General features: G+C 43.1%; 27 protein-coding genes, 2 tRNA genes, 1 rRNA gene and 1 pseudogene. 20 read left to right on the top strand and 11 right to left on the bottom strand.

Going from position 1 to position 24,877, the window contains the following annotated elements; all coding sequences use genetic code 11:
- Positions 1–159 precede the first annotated feature (159 nt).
- The gene (gene pgsA / locus BP896_RS04215; RefSeq protein WP_291765995.1) at positions 160–762 is read right to left on the bottom strand and encodes an archaetidylinositol phosphate synthase; all 603 of its coding nucleotides are present in this window, start codon (positions 760–762) and stop codon (positions 160–162) included.
- A gap of 50 nt (positions 763–812) precedes the next feature.
- Here pgsA and BP896_RS04210 point away from each other — a divergent pair, with 50 nt between their 5' ends.
- Entirely contained in the window at positions 813–1,160 is a 348-nt protein-coding gene (locus tag BP896_RS04210; protein WP_291765994.1) for a PadR family transcriptional regulator, read from the top strand.
- Here BP896_RS04210 and BP896_RS04205 read toward each other — a convergent pair.
- The 5 genes from BP896_RS04205 to BP896_RS09905 all read right to left on the bottom strand — a co-directional run bounded on the left by BP896_RS04205 (position 1,141) and on the right by BP896_RS09905 (position 3,842).
- Complete coding sequence (locus BP896_RS04205; RefSeq protein ID WP_291765991.1) at positions 1,141–1,596, bottom strand: 30S ribosomal protein S19e; 456 nt, start codon at positions 1,594–1,596, stop codon at positions 1,141–1,143. The genes BP896_RS04210 and BP896_RS04205 overlap by 20 nt on opposite strands.
- A 103-nt stretch (positions 1,597–1,699) precedes the next feature.
- Positions 1,700–2,164 carry a YbhB/YbcL family Raf kinase inhibitor-like protein gene (locus tag BP896_RS04200; RefSeq protein ID WP_291765989.1) on the bottom strand — a complete coding sequence of 155 codons (465 nt, stop codon included), beginning with the start codon at positions 2,162–2,164 and terminating at the stop codon, positions 1,700–1,702.
- A 54-nt stretch (positions 2,165–2,218) separates the two neighbouring features.
- Positions 2,219–2,869, bottom strand: a complete 651-nt coding sequence (locus BP896_RS04195) for a 50S ribosomal protein L1 (protein ID WP_291765987.1) — start codon at positions 2,867–2,869, stop codon at positions 2,219–2,221.
- A gap of 43 nt (positions 2,870–2,912) precedes the next feature.
- Positions 2,913–3,542 (bottom strand): trimeric intracellular cation channel family protein, encoded by a 630-nt coding sequence (locus BP896_RS04190; protein WP_291765985.1) that lies wholly within the window; start codon positions 3,540–3,542, stop codon positions 2,913–2,915.
- 144 nt (positions 3,543–3,686) lie between these two features.
- Positions 3,687–3,842, bottom strand: coding sequence for a hypothetical protein (locus BP896_RS09905; RefSeq protein ID WP_291765983.1), 156 nt, complete (start codon positions 3,840–3,842; stop codon positions 3,687–3,689).
- Between the two features lie 354 nt (positions 3,843–4,196).
- Here BP896_RS09905 and BP896_RS04180 point away from each other — a divergent pair, with 354 nt between their 5' ends.
- Positions 4,197–4,751 (top strand): 50S ribosomal protein L22, encoded by a 555-nt coding sequence (locus BP896_RS04180; RefSeq protein WP_291765980.1) that lies wholly within the window; start codon positions 4,197–4,199, stop codon positions 4,749–4,751.
- Between the two features lie 34 nt (positions 4,752–4,785).
- Here the strand turns inward: BP896_RS04180 and BP896_RS04175 are convergent, their stop codons facing one another.
- A complete protein-coding gene (locus BP896_RS04175) occupies positions 4,786–5,490 on the bottom strand; it encodes a 30S ribosomal protein S7 (RefSeq protein WP_414633185.1) in 705 nt (234 codons plus the stop codon).
- An 84-nt stretch (positions 5,491–5,574) separates the two neighbouring features.
- Between BP896_RS04175 and BP896_RS04170 the strand changes: the two genes are divergently transcribed.
- Positions 5,575–6,540 (top strand): metallophosphoesterase family protein, encoded by a 966-nt coding sequence (locus BP896_RS04170; RefSeq protein WP_291765978.1) that lies wholly within the window; start codon positions 5,575–5,577, stop codon positions 6,538–6,540.
- 7 nt (positions 6,541–6,547) lie between these two features.
- Here BP896_RS04170 and BP896_RS04165 read toward each other — a convergent pair whose 3' ends face one another.
- Positions 6,548–7,738 carry a thiolase family protein gene (locus tag BP896_RS04165; protein ID WP_291765976.1) on the bottom strand — a complete coding sequence of 397 codons (1,191 nt, stop codon included), beginning with the start codon at positions 7,736–7,738 and terminating at the stop codon, positions 6,548–6,550.
- Between the two features lie 194 nt (positions 7,739–7,932).
- Here BP896_RS04165 and BP896_RS04160 point away from each other — a divergent pair, with 194 nt between their 5' ends.
- Entirely contained in the window at positions 7,933–9,060 is a 1,128-nt protein-coding gene (locus BP896_RS04160; protein WP_291765996.1) for a tryptophan--tRNA ligase, read from the top strand.
- A gap of 46 nt (positions 9,061–9,106) precedes the next feature.
- The gene (locus tag BP896_RS04155) at positions 9,107–11,863 is read left to right on the top strand and encodes a GH116 family glycosyl hydrolase (RefSeq protein WP_291765974.1); all 2,757 of its coding nucleotides are present in this window, start codon (positions 9,107–9,109) and stop codon (positions 11,861–11,863) included.
- Here BP896_RS04155 and BP896_RS04150 read toward each other — a convergent pair.
- Positions 11,860–12,321 (bottom strand): YkgJ family cysteine cluster protein, encoded by a 462-nt coding sequence (locus BP896_RS04150; RefSeq protein WP_291765972.1) that lies wholly within the window; start codon positions 12,319–12,321, stop codon positions 11,860–11,862. The genes BP896_RS04155 and BP896_RS04150 overlap by 4 nt on opposite strands.
- A 148-nt stretch (positions 12,322–12,469) precedes the next feature.
- Here BP896_RS04150 and BP896_RS09900 point away from each other — a divergent pair.
- From BP896_RS09900 to BP896_RS04135, 3 genes and pseudogenes are all read left to right on the top strand, one after another.
- A pseudogene (locus tag BP896_RS09900) lies at positions 12,470–12,751 on the top strand (30S ribosomal protein S26e); the annotation flags it as partial.
- A gap of 238 nt (positions 12,752–12,989) precedes the next feature.
- Positions 12,990–13,080, top strand: a tRNA-Val gene (locus tag BP896_RS04140).
- A 49-nt stretch (positions 13,081–13,129) separates the two neighbouring features.
- A complete protein-coding gene (locus BP896_RS04135; RefSeq protein ID WP_291765969.1) occupies positions 13,130–14,257 on the top strand; it encodes a hypothetical protein in 1,128 nt (375 codons plus the stop codon).
- On the opposite strand, the gene BP896_RS04130 is transcribed toward BP896_RS04135, so the two are convergent.
- A complete protein-coding gene (locus BP896_RS04130; protein WP_291765968.1) occupies positions 14,254–14,862 on the bottom strand; it encodes a hypothetical protein in 609 nt (202 codons plus the stop codon). The genes BP896_RS04135 and BP896_RS04130 overlap by 4 nt on opposite strands.
- Before the next feature lie 209 nt (positions 14,863–15,071).
- On the opposite strand from BP896_RS04130, the gene BP896_RS04125 reads away from it, so the two are divergent.
- Positions 15,072–15,941, top strand: a complete 870-nt coding sequence (locus BP896_RS04125; RefSeq protein WP_291765967.1) for a lysine exporter LysO family protein — start codon at positions 15,072–15,074, stop codon at positions 15,939–15,941.
- An 8-nt stretch (positions 15,942–15,949) separates the two neighbouring features.
- Here BP896_RS04125 and BP896_RS04120 read toward each other — a convergent pair whose 3' ends face one another.
- A complete protein-coding gene (locus BP896_RS04120) occupies positions 15,950–16,114 on the bottom strand; it encodes a 30S ribosomal protein S14 (RefSeq protein WP_291765964.1) in 165 nt (54 codons plus the stop codon).
- A 117-nt stretch (positions 16,115–16,231) separates the two neighbouring features.
- Between BP896_RS04120 and rrf the strand changes: the two genes are divergently transcribed.
- The 11 genes from rrf to BP896_RS04065 all read left to right on the top strand — a co-directional run.
- Positions 16,232–16,352: ribosomal RNA gene (gene rrf, locus BP896_RS04115) — 5S ribosomal RNA — on the top strand.
- Between the two features lie 165 nt (positions 16,353–16,517).
- Complete coding sequence (gene sufC, locus BP896_RS04110) at positions 16,518–17,267, top strand: Fe-S cluster assembly ATPase SufC (RefSeq protein WP_291765961.1); 750 nt, start codon at positions 16,518–16,520, stop codon at positions 17,265–17,267.
- Positions 17,268–17,269: 2 nt separating this feature from the next.
- Positions 17,270–18,697, top strand: a complete 1,428-nt coding sequence (gene sufB, locus BP896_RS04105; protein WP_291765959.1) for a Fe-S cluster assembly protein SufB — start codon at positions 17,270–17,272, stop codon at positions 18,695–18,697.
- 3 nt (positions 18,698–18,700) lie between these two features.
- Positions 18,701–19,828 carry a SufB/SufD family protein gene (locus BP896_RS04100; RefSeq protein ID WP_291765957.1) on the top strand — a complete coding sequence of 376 codons (1,128 nt, stop codon included), beginning with the start codon at positions 18,701–18,703 and terminating at the stop codon, positions 19,826–19,828.
- 64 nt (positions 19,829–19,892) lie between these two features.
- Positions 19,893–20,798 carry a carbamate kinase gene (gene arcC, locus BP896_RS04095; RefSeq protein WP_291765956.1) on the top strand — a complete coding sequence of 302 codons (906 nt, stop codon included), beginning with the start codon at positions 19,893–19,895 and terminating at the stop codon, positions 20,796–20,798.
- A 91-nt stretch (positions 20,799–20,889) separates the two neighbouring features.
- On the top strand, positions 20,890–21,477 hold the full coding sequence (locus BP896_RS04090) for a 50S ribosomal protein L6 (protein ID WP_291765955.1): 588 nt from the start codon (positions 20,890–20,892) through the stop codon (positions 21,475–21,477).
- Between the two features lie 55 nt (positions 21,478–21,532).
- Positions 21,533–22,531, top strand: coding sequence for a hypothetical protein (locus BP896_RS04085; RefSeq protein WP_291765954.1), 999 nt, complete (start codon positions 21,533–21,535; stop codon positions 22,529–22,531).
- Between the two features lie 72 nt (positions 22,532–22,603).
- A tRNA-Arg gene (locus tag BP896_RS04080) sits at positions 22,604–22,679 on the top strand.
- A 556-nt stretch (positions 22,680–23,235) separates the two neighbouring features.
- Complete coding sequence (locus BP896_RS04075; RefSeq protein ID WP_291765952.1) at positions 23,236–23,877, top strand: restriction endonuclease; 642 nt, start codon at positions 23,236–23,238, stop codon at positions 23,875–23,877.
- 24 nt (positions 23,878–23,901) lie between these two features.
- Positions 23,902–24,552, top strand: coding sequence for a hypothetical protein (locus tag BP896_RS04070; RefSeq protein WP_291765950.1), 651 nt, complete (start codon positions 23,902–23,904; stop codon positions 24,550–24,552).
- Positions 24,553–24,722: 170 nt separating this feature from the next.
- Positions 24,723–24,877, top strand: a 155-nt coding sequence (locus tag BP896_RS04065) for an archaellin/type IV pilin N-terminal domain-containing protein (RefSeq protein WP_349681929.1), incomplete at its 3' end; no start/stop codon positions are given.

Genomic DNA, 24,877 nt, shown 5'->3' with positions numbered 1-24,877 from the left:
TGTTTGCCCTTTCTCACTTTTACCTTATGTATTCATGCGTTTATGCTGTTTAATCCTTGTCTTTTAATGTGGGTTAAGTTTAATATGCTGTTATGTTGAATCCATGTGAGGGGTTGCCCCAGTGATAGTGGTCTGGAGCACTGAGGTGGTGATGAGTGGTTATTGTTGGTGTTTGTTTTCTTTAAGTAGCCTGTATGCTACTATGGTGCGTTGGATGGCTGTGGTTAGGGTTATTAGTGCGAATAGGCCCATGCCGTAGGTTAATACTGCGTTGCTCTTAATTAATGCGTAGATTAATGTTAATGTGAATAGGTATATTAGGCGTTCCGGCCTCTCGAAGAAGCCTACTCCAAGCATTCTTAAGCCGAGGGATTCTGCTCTAGCCCTCATGTAGCTTGTTAATAATGAGCCCACAACAGCCACGTAGGCCTCCATCATTATTGTGGTTTTAAGTCCACTTAATACTGCAACTGCTATTATTATTGCTGAATCCTCGAACCTATCTAGGGCTGAGTCCAGGAATGCGCCTGAATTAGACACCATCTTATTGAATCTCGCTGATAATCCATCCACCGCGTCGAAGAATCCTGAAGCCAGTATAATAATGGGTAGTAGTACTGGGTATTGTTTAATTAGGGCGATGGGTATTGATAGTAATGATACCAGTAGGCCGATTAACGTTAATAGGTTTGGGTTCTTAGGTAGTATGGGTGCAATCCTCTCTAGGACATGCTCCAGTGTGTCCTTAATTCTACCAATCATTAGGCATCGTACTGTGGATAAGTTAAAAGCTTAACCAAGGATAGGGTAACGTGGGTAAGGCCCTAACCAGGTTCATAAGTAAGATAACTAAGGAGAACCTATGGATCTATGTGATTAATGCCTTGATTAATGGGCCAAGGACTGGTTATGAGATAGTTAAGGAGATTAAGGGTAAGTACATGATAAACGTAACCACTGTATCAGTTTACGTGGTCTTATATAAGATGGAGAGGGATGGTTTGCTTGAGAGCTTCGATAAGGATGGTAAGAAGTACTATAGGGTTACTGAGGAGGGGTTGAGGGAATTTAATAATGCCATTAAGGCCCTGGTTGAGTTACTGTCCAGGTTCAACTGTACATTAAAATGCAGTGGTGATGCTACTGTGGGAAGACCTTAATGTTAATCTTAAGCTCCTTGAAGAGCTCTGAGGCTAACTTATCCATCAGTGACCTACCCTTAGGCGTAATGACTCTTCCTACATTAGTCCTCTCAATTAAGCCGGCGGCCTCAAGTTGATGAAGTATATTCCTAATCACAGCTCCACCAGCCTTAGCAGTCCTCTCACTCCTAGCCTTTGGCCCTAACTTAGCCCTGTAGCTGAATGATGACCTAAGGCTCCCCAAGCCCACGGGGCCATTTAAGTAAACCCTCCTCAACACTGCCGCTGCCCTAAGGTACCACCAATCATCATTTTGAGGCGGCCTATCCTTATTCCTACCAGTCTTAACGTAGATCGCCCACTGGGGGGGCTTAACTTGAGGCACATTATCCTTAAGGTACTTAGCCACCCTCTCCACCAGCTTATCCTGCGGTACATCCTTAACGCTAACCATTCTATATGCCGCTTAATGCAACCCTTTTAAAGATTTCCAACCTTAAAGCATTCAACAATATGGGCATTGATTTAAGGTAAATGAACCCAAGCACCCAGTTTATTCACCTCCTCCTACCGTACCTACCCATTAAGTATGCCTCAGCTATGATGTGCCCAGCCATCGCCCCCCTAACCTCATTAAGGCTTGCGCCTGGTTTAAGGTTAAGCATAGTGTCTAAGGCATACAACCTGAAGTAGTACCTATGGGGGGAGTGGGCCCTGGGTGGGCATGGCCCACCGTAGCCAACCCTACTGAAGTCATTAACACCCTGCATGCCTATGCCTTGAACCTCAGGTTTCTTTGGAATATTCTCAGGGAGTTCACTTAGGCTTGGTGGAATATTATACAGTATCCAATGCGTGAAGGTTCCCATGGGTGCGTCCGGGTCCTCCATTATTAGCGCGAAACTCTTCACGTTGGGTGGGGGGTCAAACCACCTTAAGGTTGGTGAAACATCATCCCCATCACACGTGTATTTAACTGGGATCATGTCCTCGTTCCTAAAGGCCGGGCTCTCAATCCTCATAGGTGTAGTGTAGGGCACTACTTTAATTATTTAACCCATTAGTAAAATTGGGGGTTATTGGGTAGATATGTTTACCTTAATTGGTGGGCTCATTGTTAGCTTTAATTCAACTTCCTTAATCTTATCCCAACCATACTTCCTAGCCACCTCCTCAAGTACTGTTAATGCGTTTTCAGCCACTTTAGATGGATCCATGTCCTCGGTACCCACCTTAACCATTATTTGAGGCTGATCCCTAAGCCTAACTCTAACACTCCTCCTATACCTATCTATTAGGGCCTTAACATCTGCATTGGGCGGTATCACATCAGGCATCTTACCCCTAGGCCCCAGTATAGGCCCCATTACCCTACCTATCTGAACCATTAAGTCTGGTGAAGCCAGGAAGAAGTCATACTGCTGAGCCAACCTCCTCACACTCTTCTTATCACCATACTTGCTTAAGTCATCCCTAGTTATCACTAAGTCAGCCCCAGCATCCCTGGCTGCAGTTATTGTGGCGCCGCTGGCTATTACACATACCTTAGCCTGCTTACTCAATGGATTAGGTAACGGAACCGTTACGTTGATCCTGTTTTCAGGCTTCTTAACATCAACATCCCTCAGCTTAATAATCAAGTCCACCGTCTGATTAAACCTACGCCCCTTAGCCCTCTGCTTAACACCCCTATAAGCCTCCTCAATAGGCCTAATGTAACTACTCATTACTCAACCTAAAACAGGGTGGATTTATAAGATTTTATACCCATTAAGCTTTGGCAATGCCCTCATTAATAACCCTCCTGGGTAACTCCCACTTAAGCCTTAACGCCATGAACCTGAGGATAATAGTAACAGTCATTGATGCCAATGCCGCTGATGCGTCATTAACGCCAATGAATCTAAGCAGGAAGTAAACAAGCGAACCAAGTATAGCTGCCGACGCGTAGAATTCCCTAGTTAAAATAACAGGTACCTCATTAGACAAGAGATCCCTAATAACACCACCACCAACAGCCGTTATTGAACCCACAAGCACAACTAGTAGTGGATTATGTGAAACTGAATAAGCCAAGGAAGCCCCAGAGGCCGAGAAGGCACCAAGGCCCACTGCATCAGCATACATGAGTGGCTTACCAGCGTTGCTGAAGGCCTTATAGAATATGAATGTTGCTAAGCTAGCTGAAATTGCAGTGAGGGGGTATGGTAGGTAAGTTAAATTAATAGGTGGGTGAATCCCAAGAATAATATTAGATATAATACCCCCACCTAAGGCCGTTGTGAACCCAAGCACGACTATGCCCAGTAAATCCATACCCTTCCTAATAGCCTTTATTGAACCTGACACAGCAAATGCAACTATACCCACGTAATTTGTTACAGTAAGCGCAATGCTCATTATTATTGCAGCCAACCTAACCCTTAATCAGCATTACGTTAAGGTGAATAACTTACCGAATTTAATACATTGATACTTTATTCCGTTTGCCCTATGCTTTTTATTTCAATTATTTTATGTTCATTAATGATTAAGTAATGGGGCTTAGCCCTCAGCCACTGGCTTGATGGTAAGTGGGTCATGAGGCTCCTTCGAGTCCAATGGCATGGGAGTTGCATCCCCAGCCTCCTCAATAATAGCCTTTTTGAGGTAGGAGGGGGCTGAGTGGTATATTCTAAGCCTAAGCTGCGATCCCCCCACGTCCTTCACCATATGCTCCGGCGCATTCTTGGTAAGTCCTCCAGGACTATTGCAACCCCCTCAAAGCCTCAGTAATAATTAAGCTTAACCAGCTTCCTCCCAATATCAAGCTCCCTATGCCTCTCCCTCAGAGCCGCACAATACCTCCACCAGGCATTAATGGGAAGTGGGAATTAAGTAATGGCTCCTACCATGCAGCANNTTTCACTTAATGGCCATTTGGAATAATGGCTTAGGCTTCATTATCATACTTGTTATTGGAGTATGGCTCAGAAGATTACTTAATTTCTTGAGTTGGCTAGTGGTTAAGCATTTAGAAATGCTTAAATATTCTTTAATGCATGGGTTTGATTAATGAGGTATTGGTCTATAGAGGATGAGGATGTCATTGAGCTGGTTAAGAGGAGGTATAATGTAACCATTAGTGCTGACCAGATAGCTAAGGCTAGGGGTTTTGAGTTTAGGATTAGTTGGAAAAAGGCTATTGAAACCGCTAGAGCCATTAGATTCCTAACGATTAAGCAGGCTGAGGACTACATGGAGAAGGTTAAGGACTTGAAGGCCCCAGTACCCATTAAGGAGTTCACTAAGAAGCAGGCTCACCATAATGCCCCCTGGGATGGCTGGCCGGTGGCTAAGTGGCCTGTTAAGGTTGCTGACTCCTTCCTCCAAGTCTTAAAGAACCTTGAGAGTAATGCGAGCTATAGGGGTTTAAATATTGATAATACTGTTATAGTACATGCAGCTGCAAGTAGAGGTATGAGAATTAGGAATTATATGCCTAGGGCCCTTGGTAGGGCTACCCCATGGTTCCAGGACACTGTAAACATTGAGCTTGTGGGCGTTGAATTACCTGCTGAATTAGTCCCCAAGAAGTTCAGTTGGGTTAGGGTTCTTAAATCCATTTAATAAAAGTTTAATTGAAGAGTAATAAAGCTTAGGATCATCTTGCAGTTGCCGCAACCCTCTCCATCTCATCCCTCCTCCTGAGGGCGTAGCTTGCTGGATCATTGTTAGCTGCCGCCATTATCTCATTGGCTAAACACTCCTCTATTGGCCTTGGATTATTGAATGAGCATGCCCTAGCCCCCTCTGCAATCCACCTTATTGCCAAGTCAAGCCTCCTCGTTGGGCCAACATCAACTGAGACTGGGTACGCTATACCACCATATATCACCCTCGTAATCTCCTCCCTAGGTGCAACATTGATTACCGCGTCAACGAATACTTGAACAGGATTCTTGCCTGTGGCTACGTATATTATGTCGAAGGCGGTCTTAAGTATCTTATAGGCCTTCTGCTTCTTACCGGCATTCCTCCCCGGCTTCATGAGTTGATTCATCATCCTCTCAATTATAGGTATCATTGCCTTACCGAACTTCCTATTCTGATACTTACCCTCAGTATGCGGTAGTAGCATTGGTTTAAGGCACATGTACCTCCTTAAGCCTGGATCCCTAATAACGACGTCGTTCACATTCCACTTACCGAAGAGTAGAATTAGGCTACCATCAAGGGCCTTAATATCCCTAGGGCACTCCTCAATTATCTCTATGCCGGGCGCCAATTCCTCAACCCTAGTAGTCTTCGATAACTGCTGAACCACAGTGGGGTTCATGTGTTGGGTTTTTAAAACTCCCGCAATCATTAAATTCAATGAAATATCTTAAATTTTTAAAATAAATTGCAAAATCCATAGATAGGTTTTTAAACAAACCCTTGAAGGGGACTTGTGAGTAAACTAAAGCTACTACTCGTATCAGACCTCCATGGATCCGAGACCGCCTACAGGAAGCTAGCTAATGCTGTAAAGTATTATAAGGTTGATGCAGTTATCTTCGCAGGTGACCTGGCGGGTAAAGTTCTGGTACCGGTGATTAGGATTAATGATTCATATAAAATACCATTAATTAGTGAGGATAAGTTGCTTAAGGGTAGTGAAGCTGAGGGCAAGATTAAGGAGTTAAGGGGTTCAGGCTACCATGTTAGGGTTGTTACTGAGGAGGAGTATGAGAGGATGAGGAATGATAAGGATTACTTAAACAAGGTCTTCAATGAAACCCTAACAAATGATATAGTGGAGTACCTTAACGTGATTGATGAGAAGTATAGGCAGCAGGGAGTTAAAATGTATATAATACCTGGTAATGATGATCCAATTGACGTAATTAATGGCGTTAATAGTAGGCAGTGGAGTAGCATTATTCCCTTCGATGAGAATGTGGTTAACCTAAACAGCCACATGCTAGTTGGCTTCGGGTACTCAAATATAACCCCATGGAACACGCACAGGGAGTTAAGTGAGGGGGAGATGTATGAGAGGTTAAGTAAATTAATGAATAAGCTGGATAAGGGTGAGTACTCAAGGACAATACTAGTTGTTCATGCACCACCCCATGGTACGGTAATAGACCAGGCGCCAATGCTGACCAGTGACTTTAAGGTTGTTAGAAGGGGTGGGGAGGCTGTTTTAACCCATGTAGGTAGTACAAGCGTTAGGAGGATTATTGAGGAGTATAAGCCATTAATGGGCCTGCATGGCCACATTCATGAGTCAGGTGGCGTTGATGCAATTAAGGTTAATGGAGCTAAGATACTGGTCTTCAACGCTGGTAGTGAGTATCAGTTTGGTGTACTTAGGGGTATTATAATAAGCATTGATGGTAATAAGGTTAATTACATACCCGTAAGGGGTTAATTTTAATTCATAACCTCTCAACAACAAGCGCGGTAGCTCCCCCAGTACCATGGCATAGGGCAGCGACCCCAATCCTACCACCAGTATATTCAAGGCCTGTTAACAATGTTGTCACAATCCTAGCCCCACTGGCGCCTAGGGGATGGCCAATGGCTATTGCACCGCCGAATATGTTCATTTTATCGTACGGTACACCAAGCCTCTTATTAACCAGGACATTAACCACCGCGAAGGCTTCATTAACCTCAAAGTAGTCAATTGAGTTAATGCTTAGGTTAAGCTTCCTAAGCACCTTATCTATAACGTAGGTTGGAGCCTCAGTGAACCTCCTTGGTTCAATCATGTACCAGGCGTAGCCGAGGATTTTAGCTACTGGCCTTAATCCCATTTCCTTAGCCTTATCCATTGTTGTTAACAGTAATGCCGCAGCCCCATCACTCAACTGTGATGAATTACCTGCTGTATGGAATCCATTGGGGGTGAAGGCTGGTTTAAGGGCCTTAAGCTTCTCTAGGCTTGTATCAGGCCTAATGCCCTCATCATGATCAAGCTTAATCCTCTCACCCTCTATTGTAGTATCTATTGGTTCAATCTCCTTAAAGAGCTTACCCTCAGTGGCCTTAACAGCCCTCATGTGGCTCATGTAGGCGTAGTTATCTAACTCATCCCTAGTTAGTTCATTCTCCTTAGCCACCAAATCAGCCTCCTGCCCCATTACCATCATTGTTGCTGGATCCATTAAACCATCGTAAACCATTAGATCTATTGGCTGAATTGTCTTAACTATGAAGTGCTTAACACCCCACCTATACTCACTGGGTAAGGCTATTGGTTGAGTACTCATTGAGTCAACTCCCCCGGCAATAACTAATGACGCATCACCAAGCACCAACTCCCTATAAGCATCAATAATTGCCTGCATACCCGATGAACAAACCCTATTAACCGTATAGGCACTGACTGAGTTCGGTAAACCAGCCAGTAATGCTGCGTAGCGGGAAATATTCTGCCCCATCCCACCCTGTAGTGTTGAACCAAATATAACCTCATCAATCATACTTGAATCAACCTTAGTCCTCCTTAATAATGCCCTTATCGACTCAGCAGCCAAGTGGGGGGATTTAACACTCTTAAGTGAACCACCGAACTTGCCTATGGGAGTCCTCACATACCCCACTATCACAACTTCATTACTCATAATGCCTAACGTTACGTTAAGTGTTTAAAAATATTAAGCCCGATTTACTTAATTTAACACTACCTGTGCTTTATTAAGTTACTAAAGACACTACACTTATGGGGGAATAATTAACCTTAATCCTCCACATTTAATATTTCAATGAATGAAATGCTTTTATACACCTAATAGTGGGTGCCTTCGGTGATTCTTATCTGGGTCAGGAGTATGCTGTCACTCCATGGGAGGTTAAGGGTAAGGTGGATTACCTAAGGCTAGCTAAGGAGTTCGGCGTCCAATTATTAACTGAAGATGACTTAAGCCTACTTAAGGATTTAACAGGGGGTGACGTACATTACTTAATCAGGAGGGGATTCTTCTACGCACATAGGGGGTTTAGGGAGGTATTAAATAGGGCTAAGTTAGGTGAATCATGGGCAATATATAATGGTAGGGGTCCAAGTGGTGACCTTCATGTGGGCCACCTAGTGCCTTGGATGCTGACTAAGTGGTTTGTGGATAAGTTTAATGTGCATTACTTCTTTGAGCTTACTGATGATGAGAAGTTCCTGGTTAGGGAGGGTTATACGCTTGAGGATACTAATAGGTTGGCTTACGATAATGCCCTTAGCCTAATAGCCCTTGGTTTCACGCCTGATAGGCTACACATAATTGTGGATACAGATGACATTAAGTACCTTTATAAAATAGCCGTTAAGGCTGCTAAGAAGCTCACCTTATCCACCGTTAAGAATACCTTCGGCTTCACTGACTCAAATAACATTGGTGCATCCTTCTTCCCAGCCATTGAAATAGCGGTAGCCTTCCTACCAACTGAATTATTCGGTAGGGAAACCCCAGTACTAATACCAACGGCCATAGACCAGGACCCCTACTTCAGGCTTGCCAGGGATATTGCTGAATCCCTCAACTACCCCAAGCCAGCCACACTATACAGTAAATTCCTCCCAGGATTAACAGGTGAGGATAAGATGAGCGCATCCAACCCAGACTCAGCGCTCTACGTTAATGATGATGAGAAGGAGGTTAAGAGGAAGATTATGAATGCCTTCACCGGCGGCCAGCCAACAGTTGAGCTTCAACGTAGGCTAGGTGGTAACCCAGACATATGCCCAGTCTTCAAGTATCATACTCTCATTGATGATAATGATGAAGCCGTTAAGAGGATTTACGAGGACTGCAGGGGTGGTAGGTTACTCTGCGGTGAATGTAAACTAATGCTTTACGATAAGGTTAAGGCATTCCTAAGTAGGCATAGGGAGTTGAGGGAGAAGGCTAAGGATAAGGTGAATGAATACAGGATATCCGTTAAATTCAAGTGAGGGGGCATGGGCAATGCATTAAAATAACCGCCCTGCGCTCTAACGCATGAGGGTTTACTCTTCAAGGTTCTCCTCAGGAATACCGCTCGGCGGCTTAGGTACGGGTTCAATTGAGATTTGGCCTGATGGATCCTTTAAGGAATGGTTAATATTCAATAATAGGAGGTGGAGTAATTACGGTGAACCGGAGTTCTATGTTAATGACTCTGACTTAGCCTTCATGATTAGGATAGCCCCCGAGGGCTCTGAACCAGTGGTTAGGCTACTTAAGACAGGCTTCTGGGTTGAGACTGACCAAGACTTAACCTACAGGGGGTGCGGGCCAAGCGCCGTGGTTCACCCATACCACATGCCTTGGTTTAGGCCTGTTAGGGAAATTGAATTCACGGGTAAGCCACCTATGGCTATTCTCAGGTTCATAGACCCTTCACTGGAGGAGTATGGTATAGGGGTGGAATTGGAGGCCTTTGGATCATTAATACCAGGTAACGTTAATGACTCAGCAATACCAGCTGCCTTCCTTAAATTCAACCTAGTGAATAGGGGTAGGGTTACCGTGGAGCTATCGCTAATGGGCATTATGAGGAATCCACATAGGATTAATGAAAGTATTGGAGTGGTTAATAAGTTAATTGAGGGTGAGGGCTACAGTGGGGTAAGCCTCAGTGGGTTGGGTATCCCGAAGACTCACGGTATGTTTAATGGTGAATTAGCACTAGCTTTCATGGGTGGATTCGACTCAGCAGTGGCGCTTAGGTTGAATCAAAGGAATAGGGGTGAGTTCATTAATGCGTTAAGGAGGTTAATGGTTGATTTTAGGGGTGATGGCTTATTAAGTGGTATTGCTAGTGATGAGGCATATGGCGTTGACTTATACTCAGCACTAACTAAGAGTGTTAGGCTTAAGCCTGGTGAATCAGCATCAATAGTACTCATTATTGCTTGGCATTACCCTAACCACATTGATAATGATGGTAAATTAGTTGGCCACTATTATGAGAACTTATTTAAGAATGTTAAGGAGGTTCTGGACTACTCGGTTAAGAACTTCAATAGGCTTTATAGTGAGGTTAAGGAGTTTGTGAATTCACTGTATGATGCTAACTACGATGAATGGATAATTGACCTAGCGGCATCTCAATTAACAACATTACCTAAGTCAACTTGGCTAACTAAGGATGGTTACTTCGCTGTTTGGGAGGGTGGGCCAGGGTGCTGTGGCTTAACCACGCTTGACGTTGCCCTATGGGGTATTGTCGGTATTGCCCTACTCTACCCTAACCTGGCTGTTAAGGTTAGTCGCCAGTTCTCAGAGTTCATTCTTAAACCTGGGATGTCACCCTTCTATGAGGTTTTTGCATTAGCCTTCCCTGAAAACATGAGGCTATACAGGGAGGCCTTAACCAAGGACCCTACTATACAGCATGATGTTGAGAAGTTTAGGAGTACGGTAAGGGCGATAGTTGAGAAGACTGGGTTAGATCCAACAGGTAGGGTACCTCATGCCTTTAGGGCCAGTGAGGGCAGTGTTGACGGGTATGATAGGAATGATTTAATGCCTGAATTCATACTAATAAGCCTACTAAACTATTACTGGACTGGGGATTCATCATTCCTTAAGGATATTTGGGGGAGCATAAAGACTGTTATTGAGGCTATGTTAAGGCAGCATAATGACGCCAAGCTAAACTTACCCTACCATACTCCACCATCTGGTTATGAGGGATCCTCACAGGTGGCTAGTGTGCTTGGGAGGGATTGGAGGGAGAGGGAATTAATGAGGCTGCTTTTCAGTGGGCCAATGTACTTCTACACGACGGTTAATACGTTTGATGCAATGAGCCTGCTGGGTATTGCGTCATTCACCTCGGATCTCTGGGTAGCTGCATTAAAGGCGGCGTTAAATATTACTAATGATGCTGGTGATGAGGCCTACGCCAATAAGTTAAGTGAAGTCTTCAACAGTGCCTTAAGCAACTTTATTAAATACCTGTGGAATGGCGAGTACTTCGACTTATGGTTCGACCCTGTGAGTGGCCTTAGGGATAATGCAGTAATGACAGCTGGCTTAACTGGGGAATGGTACCTCAAGGTTCTCTTAGGCCTAGATTACGCAGTAGATAAGGGTAAGGTAGTCTCAATGCTGAGGGCAATATATAGGAATAATTTTAAGAAGGGTGAAGGCTTAATTAACGCATCATACCCAGGTAAGCCCAGGCCATCATTGGTTGGTGACTTAAAATACTTTAACGGTACTGGAATACCATACAGTGTTAGTGGGCAAATGGACACACCTTGGACTGGTATAGAGATACCTGTTGCAATACACATGATATGGGAGGGGTTGGTTAATGAGGGCTTAGAAATACTGCGCAGTGTTCATGATAGGTATGTTGATTATGGATTATACTGGAATCATGTTGAGTGCGATGGCCATTACTTTAGGCCACTGGTATCACTTGATATACCCAATGCCATAGCTGGATTCAGGTATATTGGGAGGGATAAGTCAATCACAATAAGCCCCAGCATTAAGACACCCATCAGAGGGCCTGTGCTTGCACCTGGATCAGTTATTACACTGGATTACAGTGATAATGAGGTTAAGTTGATTGGTAGGGTTGGTGAGGTGGAGGTTAGTAAAATAATGCTCGGCGGCTTCATGGGTAAGTCCATTAGGGTTTTCTACAATGGTGCCGAGGTTAAGGCAATAGTGAATATTGAGGATGGCCACGTCTCAATAATCCTGGATAATCCCGTGAAGCTTCAGAGGGGGAGTACATTAACGATAATTGGGTATTAATGAATTCTTAAGTGAATCCTAATACCAGCCCTCTTAACCCTAACGTATTCATCAGTTTCCTTAATCCTTCTAACAAATAATTCAACAATAGGCTTAAGCCTACTTACCTCACTCATGGGTACGGTACCCCATTGGGGGCAGTATTTATCAACCACGACACCGTAATCATCATCGTAGTTAAGCGGGTAAAGCCTACAACCCACCGGCCTATTCTCATATATCTTGCACCTTTTACTGGCCTCATCAAAGAACACGCAGTGATTATTAATATTCCTAAGCCTCCATACCCCATACTCTTCATCAAATTCCGCGAAGTAGTTGAGGCTATAGCCCAATTGCTCAATCCTCTCAATATCCTCAGGCAGTAGTTCCATCCTAGTGTTTATGCAGCATAATCCGCAGAGCGTGCACTTAAATGAGACCTCAACGTACTTAAGATCCCTGAAAACATTACTCATGCTACAGTGTGAAGTACGCTCGGTTTAAATAACTTAACTCAATTGAATGAAGTTGAGTTAAATTCAATGTTCAACCTGATTTATTAGGTAACATTGCAGGGTAAGTTTAAGGAAAGACTTAAATACTGGAATCTTAATGGTGATATTCGTGCCTAAGAAGAGGAAAAACAGGGGGAGACATAAGGGGGATAAGGGTAAAGAGTCAATAGTTTACTGTGATAATTGCGGAAAAATGATACCCAGGTCAAAGGCTGTTAGGGTAACTGTACCTTACTCACCAATACCCTCCGACTTAGCTAAGGAGCTTGAGAAGCAGGGGGCAATAGTGCCGAGATACTACATTACTAAGACCTACTGCGTCAACTGTGCAATTTACCTTGGAATAATTAAAGTTAGGTCTGAGGATGAGAGGAAGAGTAAGAAGCCAATACTAAGAGGGCAGCAGAAGCCGCAAAGGCAATTACCGGTGGCAGCCTCAGCAGCCGTTACGCCAGCATCATCAACCCAATCAACAGAGGCTAATACGCAGACTGAACCAAATAATAAGCCAAGCGAGAACAGTAGTCAAAGCACCTCAAAGTAAGAATAACCTAAACCCAGTAACATAATCATTAAGTATTGTTGATTCATGGAAAAGCTTATAAACCATAATGGACTCGGTGTTTAAAGGGCCCGTAGTCTAGCTTGGTTAGGATGCCCGCCTGACGATGCGTGGCATCAGTTCGCGGGAGATCCCGGGTTCAAGTCCCGGCGGGCCCACTATGGCTTAGAAAAATGCTTAATAATGCTTAAGCTTGAAGGCAGTATAATGAGGATAAGTATACATTCAGCCATAGTAATGGCATTAGCTTTAATAATCATTGTTGAGCTCCTACTGGCCATTGGTAACATTAGTAGGGACTACGTAAGTATTAAGAGCAGTTACATTAGCCTAATGTCTAATTACACATCATTGAAGCTCATGTACGGTGAACTAGAACTGAAATACTCACTATTAAACGCAAACTTTAGTACATTAAGGAGCAGCCTCATGAACTTAACAGGGCAATACAGTATACTCCTTGCTAAATACAATTTAACAACGCAAATGTACAATAATGTTAATTCTAAATATAATGAATGCATCAACACAACAAGAGTACTTAATGCTAGGATAATTAATTACACTAATGTAATCAATAACTTATATATTAATTTAACCAAATCAAGTAATACAATTAAGTCATTAACCAATTCCCTAAACATATGCAATTCAACATTAACAATACTTACCAGCAGCTATAAGAATAAGACTGATGCATTATTAAACTACACTGCAAGCCTATATAGGAACTACACAGAGTTAAGCATGAAGTATAATTCATTGAAGAGTAACTACACTGAATTAATGATTATGCTTAGTAATTACAGTAAAACATTACTAGTACTCAATAATACGGTTAATTACTTAACCTCAGGCGGCTACGTTTATGAGTATGGTTCTGCAAATCTTGGGTCCTCATGCAGCATGTTAATAATAAATAATGGTAATGGTTTAGGCCAGGTTAATATACTAATCAATGCATCATTAAATGTAGCTAATAAAATACTAGGTTACGGTAATCCAGTCATGTTGATAATAGATATACCGGTAACTCAAGGTAACCCAATTTTAGCCACATTGGGGTCAATTAAGCTGCAGAATGGGATCATAGTGCTAACATCTAATATAACCGTTAATAATTATGGTAATGGAGGTGTTGAGTTAGTTAATCCAATAAATATAATTGATAGCCTAACTGTTACTGATACTGTGATTCTCCCCAGTAGGCCATATTACGTGGGTACGGTTACAATAGCTTCATATGATTCATCTAAGCCATTTGCCCTTAATCTCCTTTACTCTCTTCAGAATCAGAACGCCGTATCAGCATTATGCATTATTAAGATTAGTTAAGAGGCTTCGGTGACTTCACCGTAATCCATGGGCATTGTATCACTCTCAGTTAACTCTATTTCAACGGCTAATTCCGTTAATTCACCGTATTTACCATATGTTTTAACTATGGAGAGTATTGACAAGGCTGACAGCAGCAGGAATACTCCACTGAAGGCTATTCCTATGTTTGATACTATTATTACGTAACCATTATTAAAATATATGCTTATGGGTAATGGAATCACGAGCAGTAATCCTAAGGCCAGCAGTGAGCTTGGTATAAGTAACTTAAATAAGGTATTATTACCGTTGAATACATTATTAGCCTCCTTACCGTATATTAACTTAGTTACAGCCAGTATAATTAACCCTACTATTGCAGATACTATTGATGCTTCGAAAAGCAGGTGAAACAGTTTATTGAGGGATATTGTTACGAAGACCACTCCATTAGGGTTATCGTTTATGACTATTGAACTCAAGGGTAAGGTTAATGTTAATTGAGTTGAGAACCCCTTATCGAAGGCTATGAAGGTTGAGAAGCCAATGCTAGTGAAGTATATGAAAATCAGCAACACCACCGCAGCAACGTACACTATCATGATAATGTTTAACCTACTCATTAATACTGCATGTTGATTAACTGATTTATAAGCATTCAGTCATTAAGCTTACATGCCATTTTAAAATATACGTAGCCCATGAGATTTAATACATACCCCCTTATCCCTAACTATGATTAGGAATTACCCTGAGGCATGCATGGGATATATGACTATGAGGCTCAACCCTTTAGGTACAGTTTATAAAAGGCCTACTTAACTAGGCTTCAATGGATATTGCCGGGTTCATATTCATAGCTGTGTTTGCAGCCTCAATTGTAATCGGTAAGTTAACCCCAGCATCCATTAGTGAGGCCTCGGATAAGGCGGTAATGCCCATTGTCATAATACTAATATTCACAATAAGTCTATGGGGTGGTGGGCAGTTGACAAGCATTAGTAAGGCCGGCTCCCTAATAGCCTACTCATTAATTTACTCATTATTAACCGTGGCATTATCCTATACTGTAGGGATTATGATAGGGGAGAGGAGGCGTAATGGTTCATTAAGGCTCATGAGTAAGACTCCGTTAATATTCATAGTAACTTTAGCAATTGGCTGGTTAACTGGAGTACTCCTCCACGTAGTGGATGTAGGTAATATTATTGAAGTTGAGTTAATAGCCTTAGCTGGGGTTATTGGCTTATCCTCAAGTAGGGTGATGAATGTTAAATCATTGATAGCTGGGGGAAGGATTGGGATACAGGCTGGGGTGAGCGCCCTCCTAGGTGGCTTACTCTCAGGCTTAATCCTATCTTACGCCTTCAGCATTAGATTGAATGTATCCCTAGCCATAGCCCTAGGTATGGGTTGGTACACGTTCACTGGACCCGTGGTTGCGTTATATGCAGGGCCGTATTATGGTTTACTAGCCTTCCTATCAAACTTCCTCAGGGAGCAATTAACCTTCATCCTAGTCCCCTTCATACCGGGTACTCCACAGGCCCTGATAAGTATTGGTGGGGCAACATCAATGGACGATACATTACCAGTCTACGTGTCTGCCTTAGGTAAGGATTACTCAGTAGCCTCAATATCAAACGGCCTACTACTCACAATACTGGTTCCCATAGTGGTTCCACTGGTCTTGGCGATTTAAGAGTAGCCTTAGTAGTATTTCTTGAACCCAAGCTGTGGCGCCACCTCCCTAAAGCACCTCCTGCACAGCATTAATCCATACTTCCTTATTATAGCCTCATGAGTACCACACCTAACGCATCTAAGGGAACCTTTACCGAACTCCCTAGTCCTACTAGGTTTAATCTTGCCCACGGAAAGTTGGGTTTTGAGGGCGCTATAAAAGCGTTTCTGCACATTAACCAGTTAAGGGGTGATGCTTAAATGATTAGTAATGCTTAAAAGCCCCACACCACTATGGTAACTGCCCCATAACCCGGCCATAGGTGGGGTGGACCCACCCAGACTCATCAGAACCTGGAAGTGAAACGCCCCACCGCGGTGCTGAGTACTGCGGTCCGCGAGGCCGTGGGAAAGGCCCGTGCTGGGGTTGGGGCATCTTTAATAAATTATCCCCTTCTGATTCCAGGGTTCGTATGAGCCCAACGCCTTAATGTTATGTTTAATAATGTAAATGCATAATTGTAAATATGTTGCTTGTGACTCCCACGAAAAGTTTTAAATAGGTGTCACGTGGGGGTATGCTGAGGTATCAAGTATGGCTGAGTTAAAGGTTGAAAACTTAACGGTTTCAGTTGATGGTAAGGTGATTATAGAGGATGTATCATTCAGCGTCAAGAGTGGGGAGGTTTTAGCATTAATGGGGCCTAATGGTAGTGGTAAGACAACATTATTCATGACTATTGCCGGCCACCCTAAGTATAATGTAATTAAGGGCAGGGTATTACTGGATAATGACGACTTAACCCCACTACTCCCTGAGGAGAGGGTAATGAAGGGTATAATGGTTGCCTTCCAAACGCCAATTGCAGTACCTGAGGTTAGGTTATCAACATTAATAACTGCTATGGTTAATAAAATGAATGGTAGAAAGTTAACTGACCCAGCCCCACCAAGCCTTGTAAATAACCTAATTAAGGGTGTTCAGGAGGTTGGATTAACCCCAGCCCACTTAAGTAGGGGTGTGAACCATGGCTTCAGCGGTGGGGAGATGAAGAGGAGTGAGGTGCTTCAGCTACTCATGGCTAAGCCTAAGATAGCCTTAATTGATGAACCCGACTCAGGGCTGGACGTTGATGGAGTTTACGCCGTTGGAAAGGTTTTACTTAACTTAGTTAACTCAGGAACAGGCATAGTGTTAACCACCCATAGTGCTAGAATCCTACACACACTTAAACCCACTAAGGTACTGGTTTTAAGTAAGGGGAGGATAATTGCTGAAGGTGGGTTAGAGTTAGTGGAGGAGATTGAGAAGATCGGCTACGAGAACTTCCTTAAGGTGAGGTAAAAATGAAGCAGGATTTACGTAACCTCATTGAGGGGGGTTTAACCCCAGAGGAGGTTTTAAGTAGGGATACGCCAGTTAGGAGGAGTATTGAGATTAAGGGTAAAATAACCAGTGATGTTATTGAGGAAATATCTAAGATTAAGAATGAGCCTGATTGGATGAGGAGGTTTAGGTTGAGGAACCTTGAATTATTCAATAAGCTACCTGCACCAAACTGGTTACCCAACTGGGTCCTGGAGAGCATTAACCTTGAGGAATACTTAACCTACGCCAAGCCCGATGTTAATAGGGCCAGCAGCTGGGATGAAATACCACCCGAAATTAGGAGCTACTATGAATCAGCAAACATACCTGAAATAGAGGCTAGGGCATTACTAGGCCTTGGTGCGCAATTGGACTCTGAAATCATATACTTCAACATTAAGAAGCAATTAGCTGAAAAGGGCGTAGTGGTAATGCCAATGGAGGAGGCTGTACAGAAGTATCCCGACTTAATTAAGCAGTACTTCATGAAAATATTCCCACCTGAACATAAGTTCGCTGCACTACATGGAGCACTTTGGAGCGGTGGTGTATTCGTCTACGTACCCCCGGGTGTTAGGATTGAAGCACCCATCGAGGCTTTCTTCCTAATTAGTAATGCAGGTGAGGGCCAATTTGAACACACATTGGTTATAGCCGATAAGGGTAGTTACATACACTACATTGAAGGCTGCTCAGCCCCAAGGCTTAGCAGGTATAGTTTCCATGATGGTATGGTTGAGTTATATGCACATGAGGGGGCTAGGATAAGGTTCACCACGGTGCAGAATTGGAGTAAGAATGTAATAAACTTCAATAATAAGAGGGCAATAGCCGAGGGGAATGCTAAGGTTGAGTGGGTTGAGGCCAGTATAGGTAGTGTTGCCAGTTTCGTCTACCCATCCACAATACTCAAGGGTGAGGGGGCTGGAACTGAGATAACGGGTATAACTATTGCCAATGGTAATAGGCACGTTAAGGAGAACGGGGCTAAGGTAATACATGACGCACCAAACACCTACTCTAAAATAGTGAATAAGTCAATATCAGCCAACGGCGGAACGGCAGTATATAAGGGAGTAGTATATGTTAGGAAGGGTGCCAAGTACGTTAAGTCTCATGTTGCCTGCGATTCACTAATACTTGATGATAAGTCTAAGGCTTACACTATCCCTCATGAGCAGGTGTTTGAGGATACGGCCGTAGTAACCCATGAAGCCTACACAGGTAGGATAAGTGAGGATAAGTTATTCTACCTAAGGAGCCGCGGACTAAGCGAAGAGGAGGCTAAAGGCCTAGTGGTTCTTGGATTCATAAGTGATGTAACTGAGGGCTTACCATTTGAGTACGCCATGGTTTTAAACAGGGTAATTAGCCTTGAATTCAGTAAATACGGTAAGGTGGCTTAATCCATGTTAGTGCCTGAAGAGATTAAGGTTAAGGCAAGGGAGCTAGCTGGCAGGATACCGTACCAGTTAATTAAGGATTCACCAACGGTCAAGTACTATACGCAGTGGAGCCTCTTCGATAATTGTGTTGAATCAAACAATGGAAATACGCTACCCCCATCAATTTCATTTAATGAGTACGACATGGTTATACATAATGGTACACTAATTAAGGGTAATGAATTAACTAGTAATAATGCTGTAACCAGTATAGATCCATCTGAGTCAAGGATAATTGCAAGGCACTTCATTAACATAAGGGAGATGTACTCATTAACATTAGGTGAATCATCTAACATTAGGGTAATGATGAGTTACAGTGGTGGAGGTAGCGAGATGAATTCTAACCACATAATAATAAATGTTAATGAAGGTGCTTTAGCGAATATTTTCCTAAGCATTATTGGGAATGGAGGCTGCGGAACCAATATTGTAGAATTGAATGTAAATGATGGTGCTATTGTCAATTTACTCATATATTCAGTTAATGTGGATCCAGCCTTCAATTTAATTAGGGTTAATGAGGGGGTTAGGGCTAAGGTTAACTCATACTCAATAGTGGTTAATGGGAAGATGACTCACCATAGGGAAGACTACATATTGAAGGGGAGGGAGTCAATAGTTAATGTTAATTCACTTGAAGTTGGCTTATATTCATCTAGGATTGACTATATGGTGAACCTAACGCATTATGGTGAAGGCTCCAGCAGCAACTCAATCACTAAGGCTATTGCCCTGGATTCAGCCACAGTAATACATAGGGGTTTTGGGAGGATTAGTGATCATGGTAAGTGGTCGTACACTAACATAGAGGGTAAGGTATTTATAGGTTCAAGTAATGCAGTGGGTATGTCAGTACCAGTGATAATGGTTGATACAGGTGATGTTAATGGTGCTAGGCATTCTGCATCAGACGCCTCCCTAGATGAGGATCAGGAGCTTTACTTCAGGATGAGGGGGTTAAGTAGGGAGGAGGCGATTAAGCTAATAACATATGATATGATTATGAATTTCCTGGATAATATTGATAATGTGTTTGAGGGTAGTGTTAACTACATCCGTGGTTCATTACTTAAACTACTTAGAATATGAACTACTACTTACTCTACTTCTAATTAAGGGAAATATATAAATACTTGAGCGTAATGCATAAGGCATGATGCTGGTTATTGCACTAGGTGGGAATGCGTTCGCTAAGACTGGCTCAAGGGTGGGTTCACCTAAGGATCAGTTGGAGGCTGTTAGGGAGGCTGCGGTTGATATCATTAATATGGTTCAATTAGGATATAGGGTAATTGTTACTCATGGTAATGGCCCCCAGGTTGGCTTAATAGCCGAGAGGATTAGTGATTCATTAAGCCTAGACATGGCTGTTGCAGCCACAGAGGGTTGGATGGGGTATCTTCTCGCAAACGCAATTGAGGGTGAGGCTAAGCGAAGGGGATTGGATGCCAGGGCGGCGGCGATTGTGACCAGGGTCATGGTTAATAGTAATGATGAAGCCTTCAGGAACCCCACCAAGTTCATTGGGCCAGCCTACAGTGAGGCTGAGGCTGTTGAGTTAAGTAGAGTTAAGGATTGGGTTTTCAGAAGGGATCCTAGGGGTGGTTGGAGGAGGGTTGTCCCATCACCAAGGCCAGTATCCATAATTGAGGCTGATGTAATTAAGCAATTAATTAATAATGGTAACATAATTATTGCAGTTGGCGGCGGTGGTGTACCAGTCATTAATCATGAGGGCGTTGAGGCTGTTATTGATAAGGATCTGGCCGCTCAATTGCTTGCAAATAGTATTGGCGCTGATGAATTAATGATACTCAGTGATGTCGATTACGTCTACTTAAACTACGGTAAGCCTAACCAAGAACCATTAACCTCAGTAAGCGTTAGTGAATTGAGGAGGTACTATAATGAGGGCCAATTCCCTGAAGGTAACATGGGCCCTAAGGTGGAGGCAGTAATTAGGTTCATTGAGGGTGGTGGTAGGAGGGCTTATATAGGTAGGTTAGGTAAGGCAATTGAATTAATTAAGGGGATTACTGGGACAGTTATATCGCCTTGAGGAATAATTACTACTTATGCCTTTACCATAATGGTAATGCTCATTAGTGGATAGCATTAAGCTTATTAAGGCCTAGTGGCCACCTAACGTAATGGCTAAGGTGCCTTACTTATCAGAGGTCATTGAGGTACCTGAGGGGGTGGAGGTTAACGTTGAGGGAGGGGAATTGAACTACAGGATAACGGTTAAGGGGCCCTTGGGTTCAGTGGTAAAGGAGTTTAAGGGATTACCAGTACTGGTGAGTTTAAGGGATGGGAAGGTTACAGTGGAGGGCTTTGCATTGGATAGGAAGGCTAAGTCAACGGTATTCACTGTTGCTGGGCACATTAGGAATATGGTAATTGGCGTAACTAAGGGCTGGAGGTATAAGCTTAAGGTGGTTTACGCCCACTTCCCAATAAGCGTTAAGGTTCAGGGTAATAGTGTGGTAATAGAGAATTTCCTAGGTAGGAGGTCTAAGATAATTCTCCAAATACCACAGGGCATTAAGGTTCAGGTGGTTAAGGATGACATAGTGGTGGAGGGTATTGATAAGGAGTTGGTTAGCCAATTTGCAGCCAACATTGAGTTAGCCACAACACTCAGGGGTAAGAATAGGCCCAGTCCACACGGCAGGGAGTCGGCACCAGGTATATTAGATGGCATATACGTGTACGCCTCAGAGAACATTAAACAGTAGGCCTCTTAATTAACTATGCGGAAAATATTTAACTACACTTTGAATAACGGCAATTGTGCAGAAGAACCAGGAACCTTCATTAATATTAGGTAGGCAGGTGTACACGGAAAATGGCTGGTTCATTGGGCATGCATACAACATTTACACTGGGCAGGATGGGAAACTCTACATATTAGTTAGGTCCAATGTTGTTCAAGCCCCAATATTAATAGACTTAGTTAAGGCAATCGGCGACATAGTAATAGTTGATAACTCCATCTACCCAAGGGAACCAGTACCCATGGCGCCCGGTGCGGCAGCGAGGAAGTACGCATACACAGTGAGCGGTAAGGCATTGGGCATAGTGTATGATGAATATGATTACGAGGGTACCGTATACCTGAGGATTATTGGGCCAACAGGCTATGTGGCTGTACCAGTGGATAAGGTTAGTTCCATTGGCGACATAATTATAGTTAACCAGACTGAGGTGCAGCCAATACCATTGAATCAACTACAGTACTACGCCCAACAGTCACCGCAGCCTTGGAATCAGCCAATTAGCCAGCCAATTCAGCCAACCCAAGTTAAGGCTGAGGAGAGGCCCCCATTAGATAAGGCGGCAAGCTACTACCTATATGGCTTCTTCACCGGTATCATAGCCCTAATAGCCTTCGTATCAGCATCACTGGTGCTCACAGTTCCAACTAAGACTGCTGGAAACATACCATTAATATATGTACTTAACGTTATCCCAGTCATAATCATAGCGGTGGCATCAATAGCATTATCAGTGTACTCATATATGATTAAGCAGAGTGTTATGCGTAGGGAGTTTAAGTACGCATTAAGGGATAGCATGATATTAATCATAGCATCAGCAGTCGTGGTAGCATTCATGGCAACATTCTTTGCACCAATACTAAACAGCCTATGGCTAATAATAGGTGGCATAAGCACACTCTACGCCTCACCGCCTGTATTAGTCACCATAGCCATGTACGCCGCCATGATGTATATGATTTACATGGGATACATTAACCTTAAATCATATGCAGCCAGATTTAAGGCATAACTATACATTAGGGAAATCAACCATGATTCCTACTAGGAAACACTAAAATAACAGCAGCATTGACTTGCCTAAGGGCCCGTAGCTCAGCATGGATTAGAGCGGCGGCCTCCGGAGCCGTAGGACCCGGGTTCAAGTCCCGGCGGGCCCGCTAAAACAATATTCCTCCCACATTATCATTCAATCAACAGGAATAGAACATGTTACATAAAAAATGAGCTACAGCTGAAGGTTTCATTATTTATGGCGGGAAAGATACAGGAGCTTAAGCATATGTATTCAGTTAATTAGGCATTAATGCCCCATGGTTACTGAACCAAGGGGGTAAATATCTTCATCACCGAAGTCTACGGGTGTTGTTAATGCCGTAAAGATTAGAAGCTGTGTTTAAGCCTAATGCCTCTATAATCCTAAATATTAACTCCCGTTTGCCCTCTATGCTTTTGTTTTCATCTATGATTGAGTGTGGGGGTTTATCCCTCAGCCACTGGCTTTACGGTGGGTTAGTTATGCGGCTTCCTCAACCCCAATGGCATAGCCCACACAGTATGAGGGCGCCACTTCAGCGTAATCAACTATAAAAAGGCTCCTATTAAAATGAAGAGGATTAGCCCCTAATTGGGTTAATATTATCAATAGTAATCTTGAAAGCCTTTAAACGTTTATACTCTTCATATGGTTAAGTATTTCAACCAGCGTCCTACTGAGTGGTAGTGAGCAGTGGGGTTAGGTTTGAGGATTATGTTGCTGAATTACTCAGTAGGCTTGGTTTCAGGGTAATGGATAGGAGGGTTAAGGTTACTAGTAATGGTGTTGAGGTTGGTGAAGTTGATTTAATAGTTGAGGATGAGTGCGGTAATAAGTATTCCGTTGAGGTTAAGTCAGGTAAGGTTGACGTGAGTGGGGTTAGGCAGGCCTACACTAATGCTAAGTTAATTAACGCTAAGCCCCTAATAGTAGCCAGGGGTTTTAGTAATGATTCCAGTAGGGCCCTTGCAGAGGAGCTTGGGGTTAGGGTTATTGAACTTGAGGAGTCCATTGTCCTTAAGCCTGATGAATTAAGGACAGCCGTTGAGTCAGCCATATACGGCTTAATTGAGGAGCTTACAGACGCATTAACAGCATTAATGAGTAATCAAAGGGGTATGGAGGAGGTAATGGATGCTATAGCCCAATGCAGCGACTGGAGCTGCGTATGTAGTAGGCTTGGGTTAAGTGAGGGGGAGTGTGGTAAGTGGATTAGTGAATTAAGGGGTGGATTGGGGCTTAAGGCATCCTCAATAAGAACCCTTAGGACCGTGGTTAAATTATATAGGCTACTCCTAGGCATTTCAAGGGCTAACGCTTAATAATGGGTAAGGAAAATTAACACAATGCCCCTAGGTGAATTAATATCAATGGCAATGGGCGTGGCCCTAGCCATAGTAATAGGCCTTAAGAGGCCACCATTATTAATATCAGCCCTACTCCTAATAGCCATAGCCGTACTAGCCCTAGGCCTAGCCGTGGTGCTTGGGGCCTTAGCCTCAATTGGGGTTTACGTAATAATCATGGATCTAGGCTACGTGGCAGGCTTAACGGCATCCCTAGTGAGGGAATTAATGAGGAGTAGGAGTGAGGGGAGGGGGATTGAGGCAGGGGGCCTACTGGCAACTGAGGCTGGGGTTAAGGGAATTAGGGGTGGGGCTGATGTTATTGAGGTTAGGTTATTCAATGGCGGTAATGCCCCCTCAATAATAGATAGGGGGCCTATTAATGAAGTAACAGCATCACTAGTATCCTTAACTAGGGTTGCAGTGAACCTGCTTAAGAATGGGCAGGTTATTAGGGTTAAGGTGGGTAGGGAGAGTGAGGGGGCTATGGTTAAGGTTGTTTCAACAATTGGTGAGCTGGAGGAGTTAACGCAGTTACTGATTAATAAGGGTAAGAATAGGGGGGAGGCTAGGAACGTGCAGTGGGGTGGGAGGGCTATTTTAGTGTATAGGAATGGGAAATTAACGTACATAATACCCGTAAGCCAATGATTAGCCGCAGCATACGTTAATTAACGTAACATTAATTTAGCGGTAGGCTCAATGTTAATTTTTATATATACTTTAACGTATTATTAGTGTAATTAAAATCCAATACCTATGTATGACATGAGTAAAGCTTAGAGTAATACTTAAAAATATAGCGGTTAAAATAATTACCGATGAGTATGGCTAATAGGAAGGGTATATCCAACGTAATAGCAACAATAATACTGATAGCGGTAGCCATAGCACTAGCCGTGGCAGTGGCAATATGGGCATTCGGGCTATTTAGAGGTAGTGCGCATTCTGGTACATTAAACTCAATAAGCCAAGA

This window comes from Caldivirga sp. UBA161 (assembly GCF_002506515.1).
Classification (GTDB): domain Archaea; phylum Thermoproteota; class Thermoprotei; order Thermoproteales; family Thermocladiaceae; genus Caldivirga.
The sequence above is the reverse complement of the archived record's forward strand: the minus strand, read 5'-3'. Positions and strand labels throughout refer to the sequence as shown.

Excerpts from the sequence above, each read along its gene's own strand:
- arcC (WP_291765956.1), top strand. The coding sequence starts at position 19,893 with ATGATGCTGGTTATTGCACTAGGTGGGAATGCGTTCGCTAAGACTGGC.
- BP896_RS04150 (WP_291765972.1), bottom strand. The coding sequence starts at position 12,321 with ATGAGTAATGTTTTCAGGGATCTTAAGTACGTTGAGGTCTCATTTAAG.
- BP896_RS04165 (WP_291765976.1), bottom strand. The coding sequence starts at position 7,738 with ATGAGTAATGAAGTTGTGATAGTGGGGTATGTGAGGACTCCCATAGGC.
- BP896_RS04205 (WP_291765991.1), bottom strand. The coding sequence starts at position 1,596 with ATGGTTAGCGTTAAGGATGTACCGCAGGATAAGCTGGTGGAGAGGGTG.
- BP896_RS04195 (WP_291765987.1), bottom strand. The coding sequence starts at position 2,869 with ATGAGTAGTTACATTAGGCCTATTGAGGAGGCTTATAGGGGTGTTAAG.
- BP896_RS04100 (WP_291765957.1), top strand. The coding sequence starts at position 18,701 with ATGTTAGTGCCTGAAGAGATTAAGGTTAAGGCAAGGGAGCTAGCTGGC.
- BP896_RS04090 (WP_291765955.1), top strand. The coding sequence starts at position 20,890 with ATGGCTAAGGTGCCTTACTTATCAGAGGTCATTGAGGTACCTGAGGGG.
- BP896_RS04135 (WP_291765969.1), top strand. The coding sequence starts at position 13,130 with ATGAGGATAAGTATACATTCAGCCATAGTAATGGCATTAGCTTTAATA.
- BP896_RS04180 (WP_291765980.1), top strand. The coding sequence starts at position 4,197 with ATGAGGTATTGGTCTATAGAGGATGAGGATGTCATTGAGCTGGTTAAG.
- sufC (WP_291765961.1), top strand. The coding sequence starts at position 16,518 with ATGGCTGAGTTAAAGGTTGAAAACTTAACGGTTTCAGTTGATGGTAAG.
- BP896_RS04130 (WP_291765968.1), bottom strand. The coding sequence starts at position 14,862 with ATGAGTAGGTTAAACATTATCATGATAGTGTACGTTGCTGCGGTGGTG.
- BP896_RS04190 (WP_291765985.1), bottom strand. The coding sequence starts at position 3,542 with ATGAGCATTGCGCTTACTGTAACAAATTACGTGGGTATAGTTGCATTT.
- BP896_RS04175 (WP_414633185.1), bottom strand. The coding sequence starts at position 5,490 with ATGATTGCGGGAGTTTTAAAAACCCAACACATGAACCCCACTGTGGTT.
- BP896_RS04125 (WP_291765967.1), top strand. The coding sequence starts at position 15,072 with ATGGATATTGCCGGGTTCATATTCATAGCTGTGTTTGCAGCCTCAATT.
- BP896_RS04200 (WP_291765989.1), bottom strand. The coding sequence starts at position 2,164 with ATGAGGATTGAGAGCCCGGCCTTTAGGAACGAGGACATGATCCCAGTT.
- sufB (WP_291765959.1), top strand. The coding sequence starts at position 17,270 with ATGAAGCAGGATTTACGTAACCTCATTGAGGGGGGTTTAACCCCAGAG.
- BP896_RS04070 (WP_291765950.1), top strand. The coding sequence starts at position 23,902 with ATGCCCCTAGGTGAATTAATATCAATGGCAATGGGCGTGGCCCTAGCC.
- BP896_RS04155 (WP_291765974.1), top strand. The coding sequence starts at position 9,107 with ATGAGGGTTTACTCTTCAAGGTTCTCCTCAGGAATACCGCTCGGCGGC.
- pgsA (WP_291765995.1), bottom strand. The coding sequence starts at position 762 with ATGATTGGTAGAATTAAGGACACACTGGAGCATGTCCTAGAGAGGATT.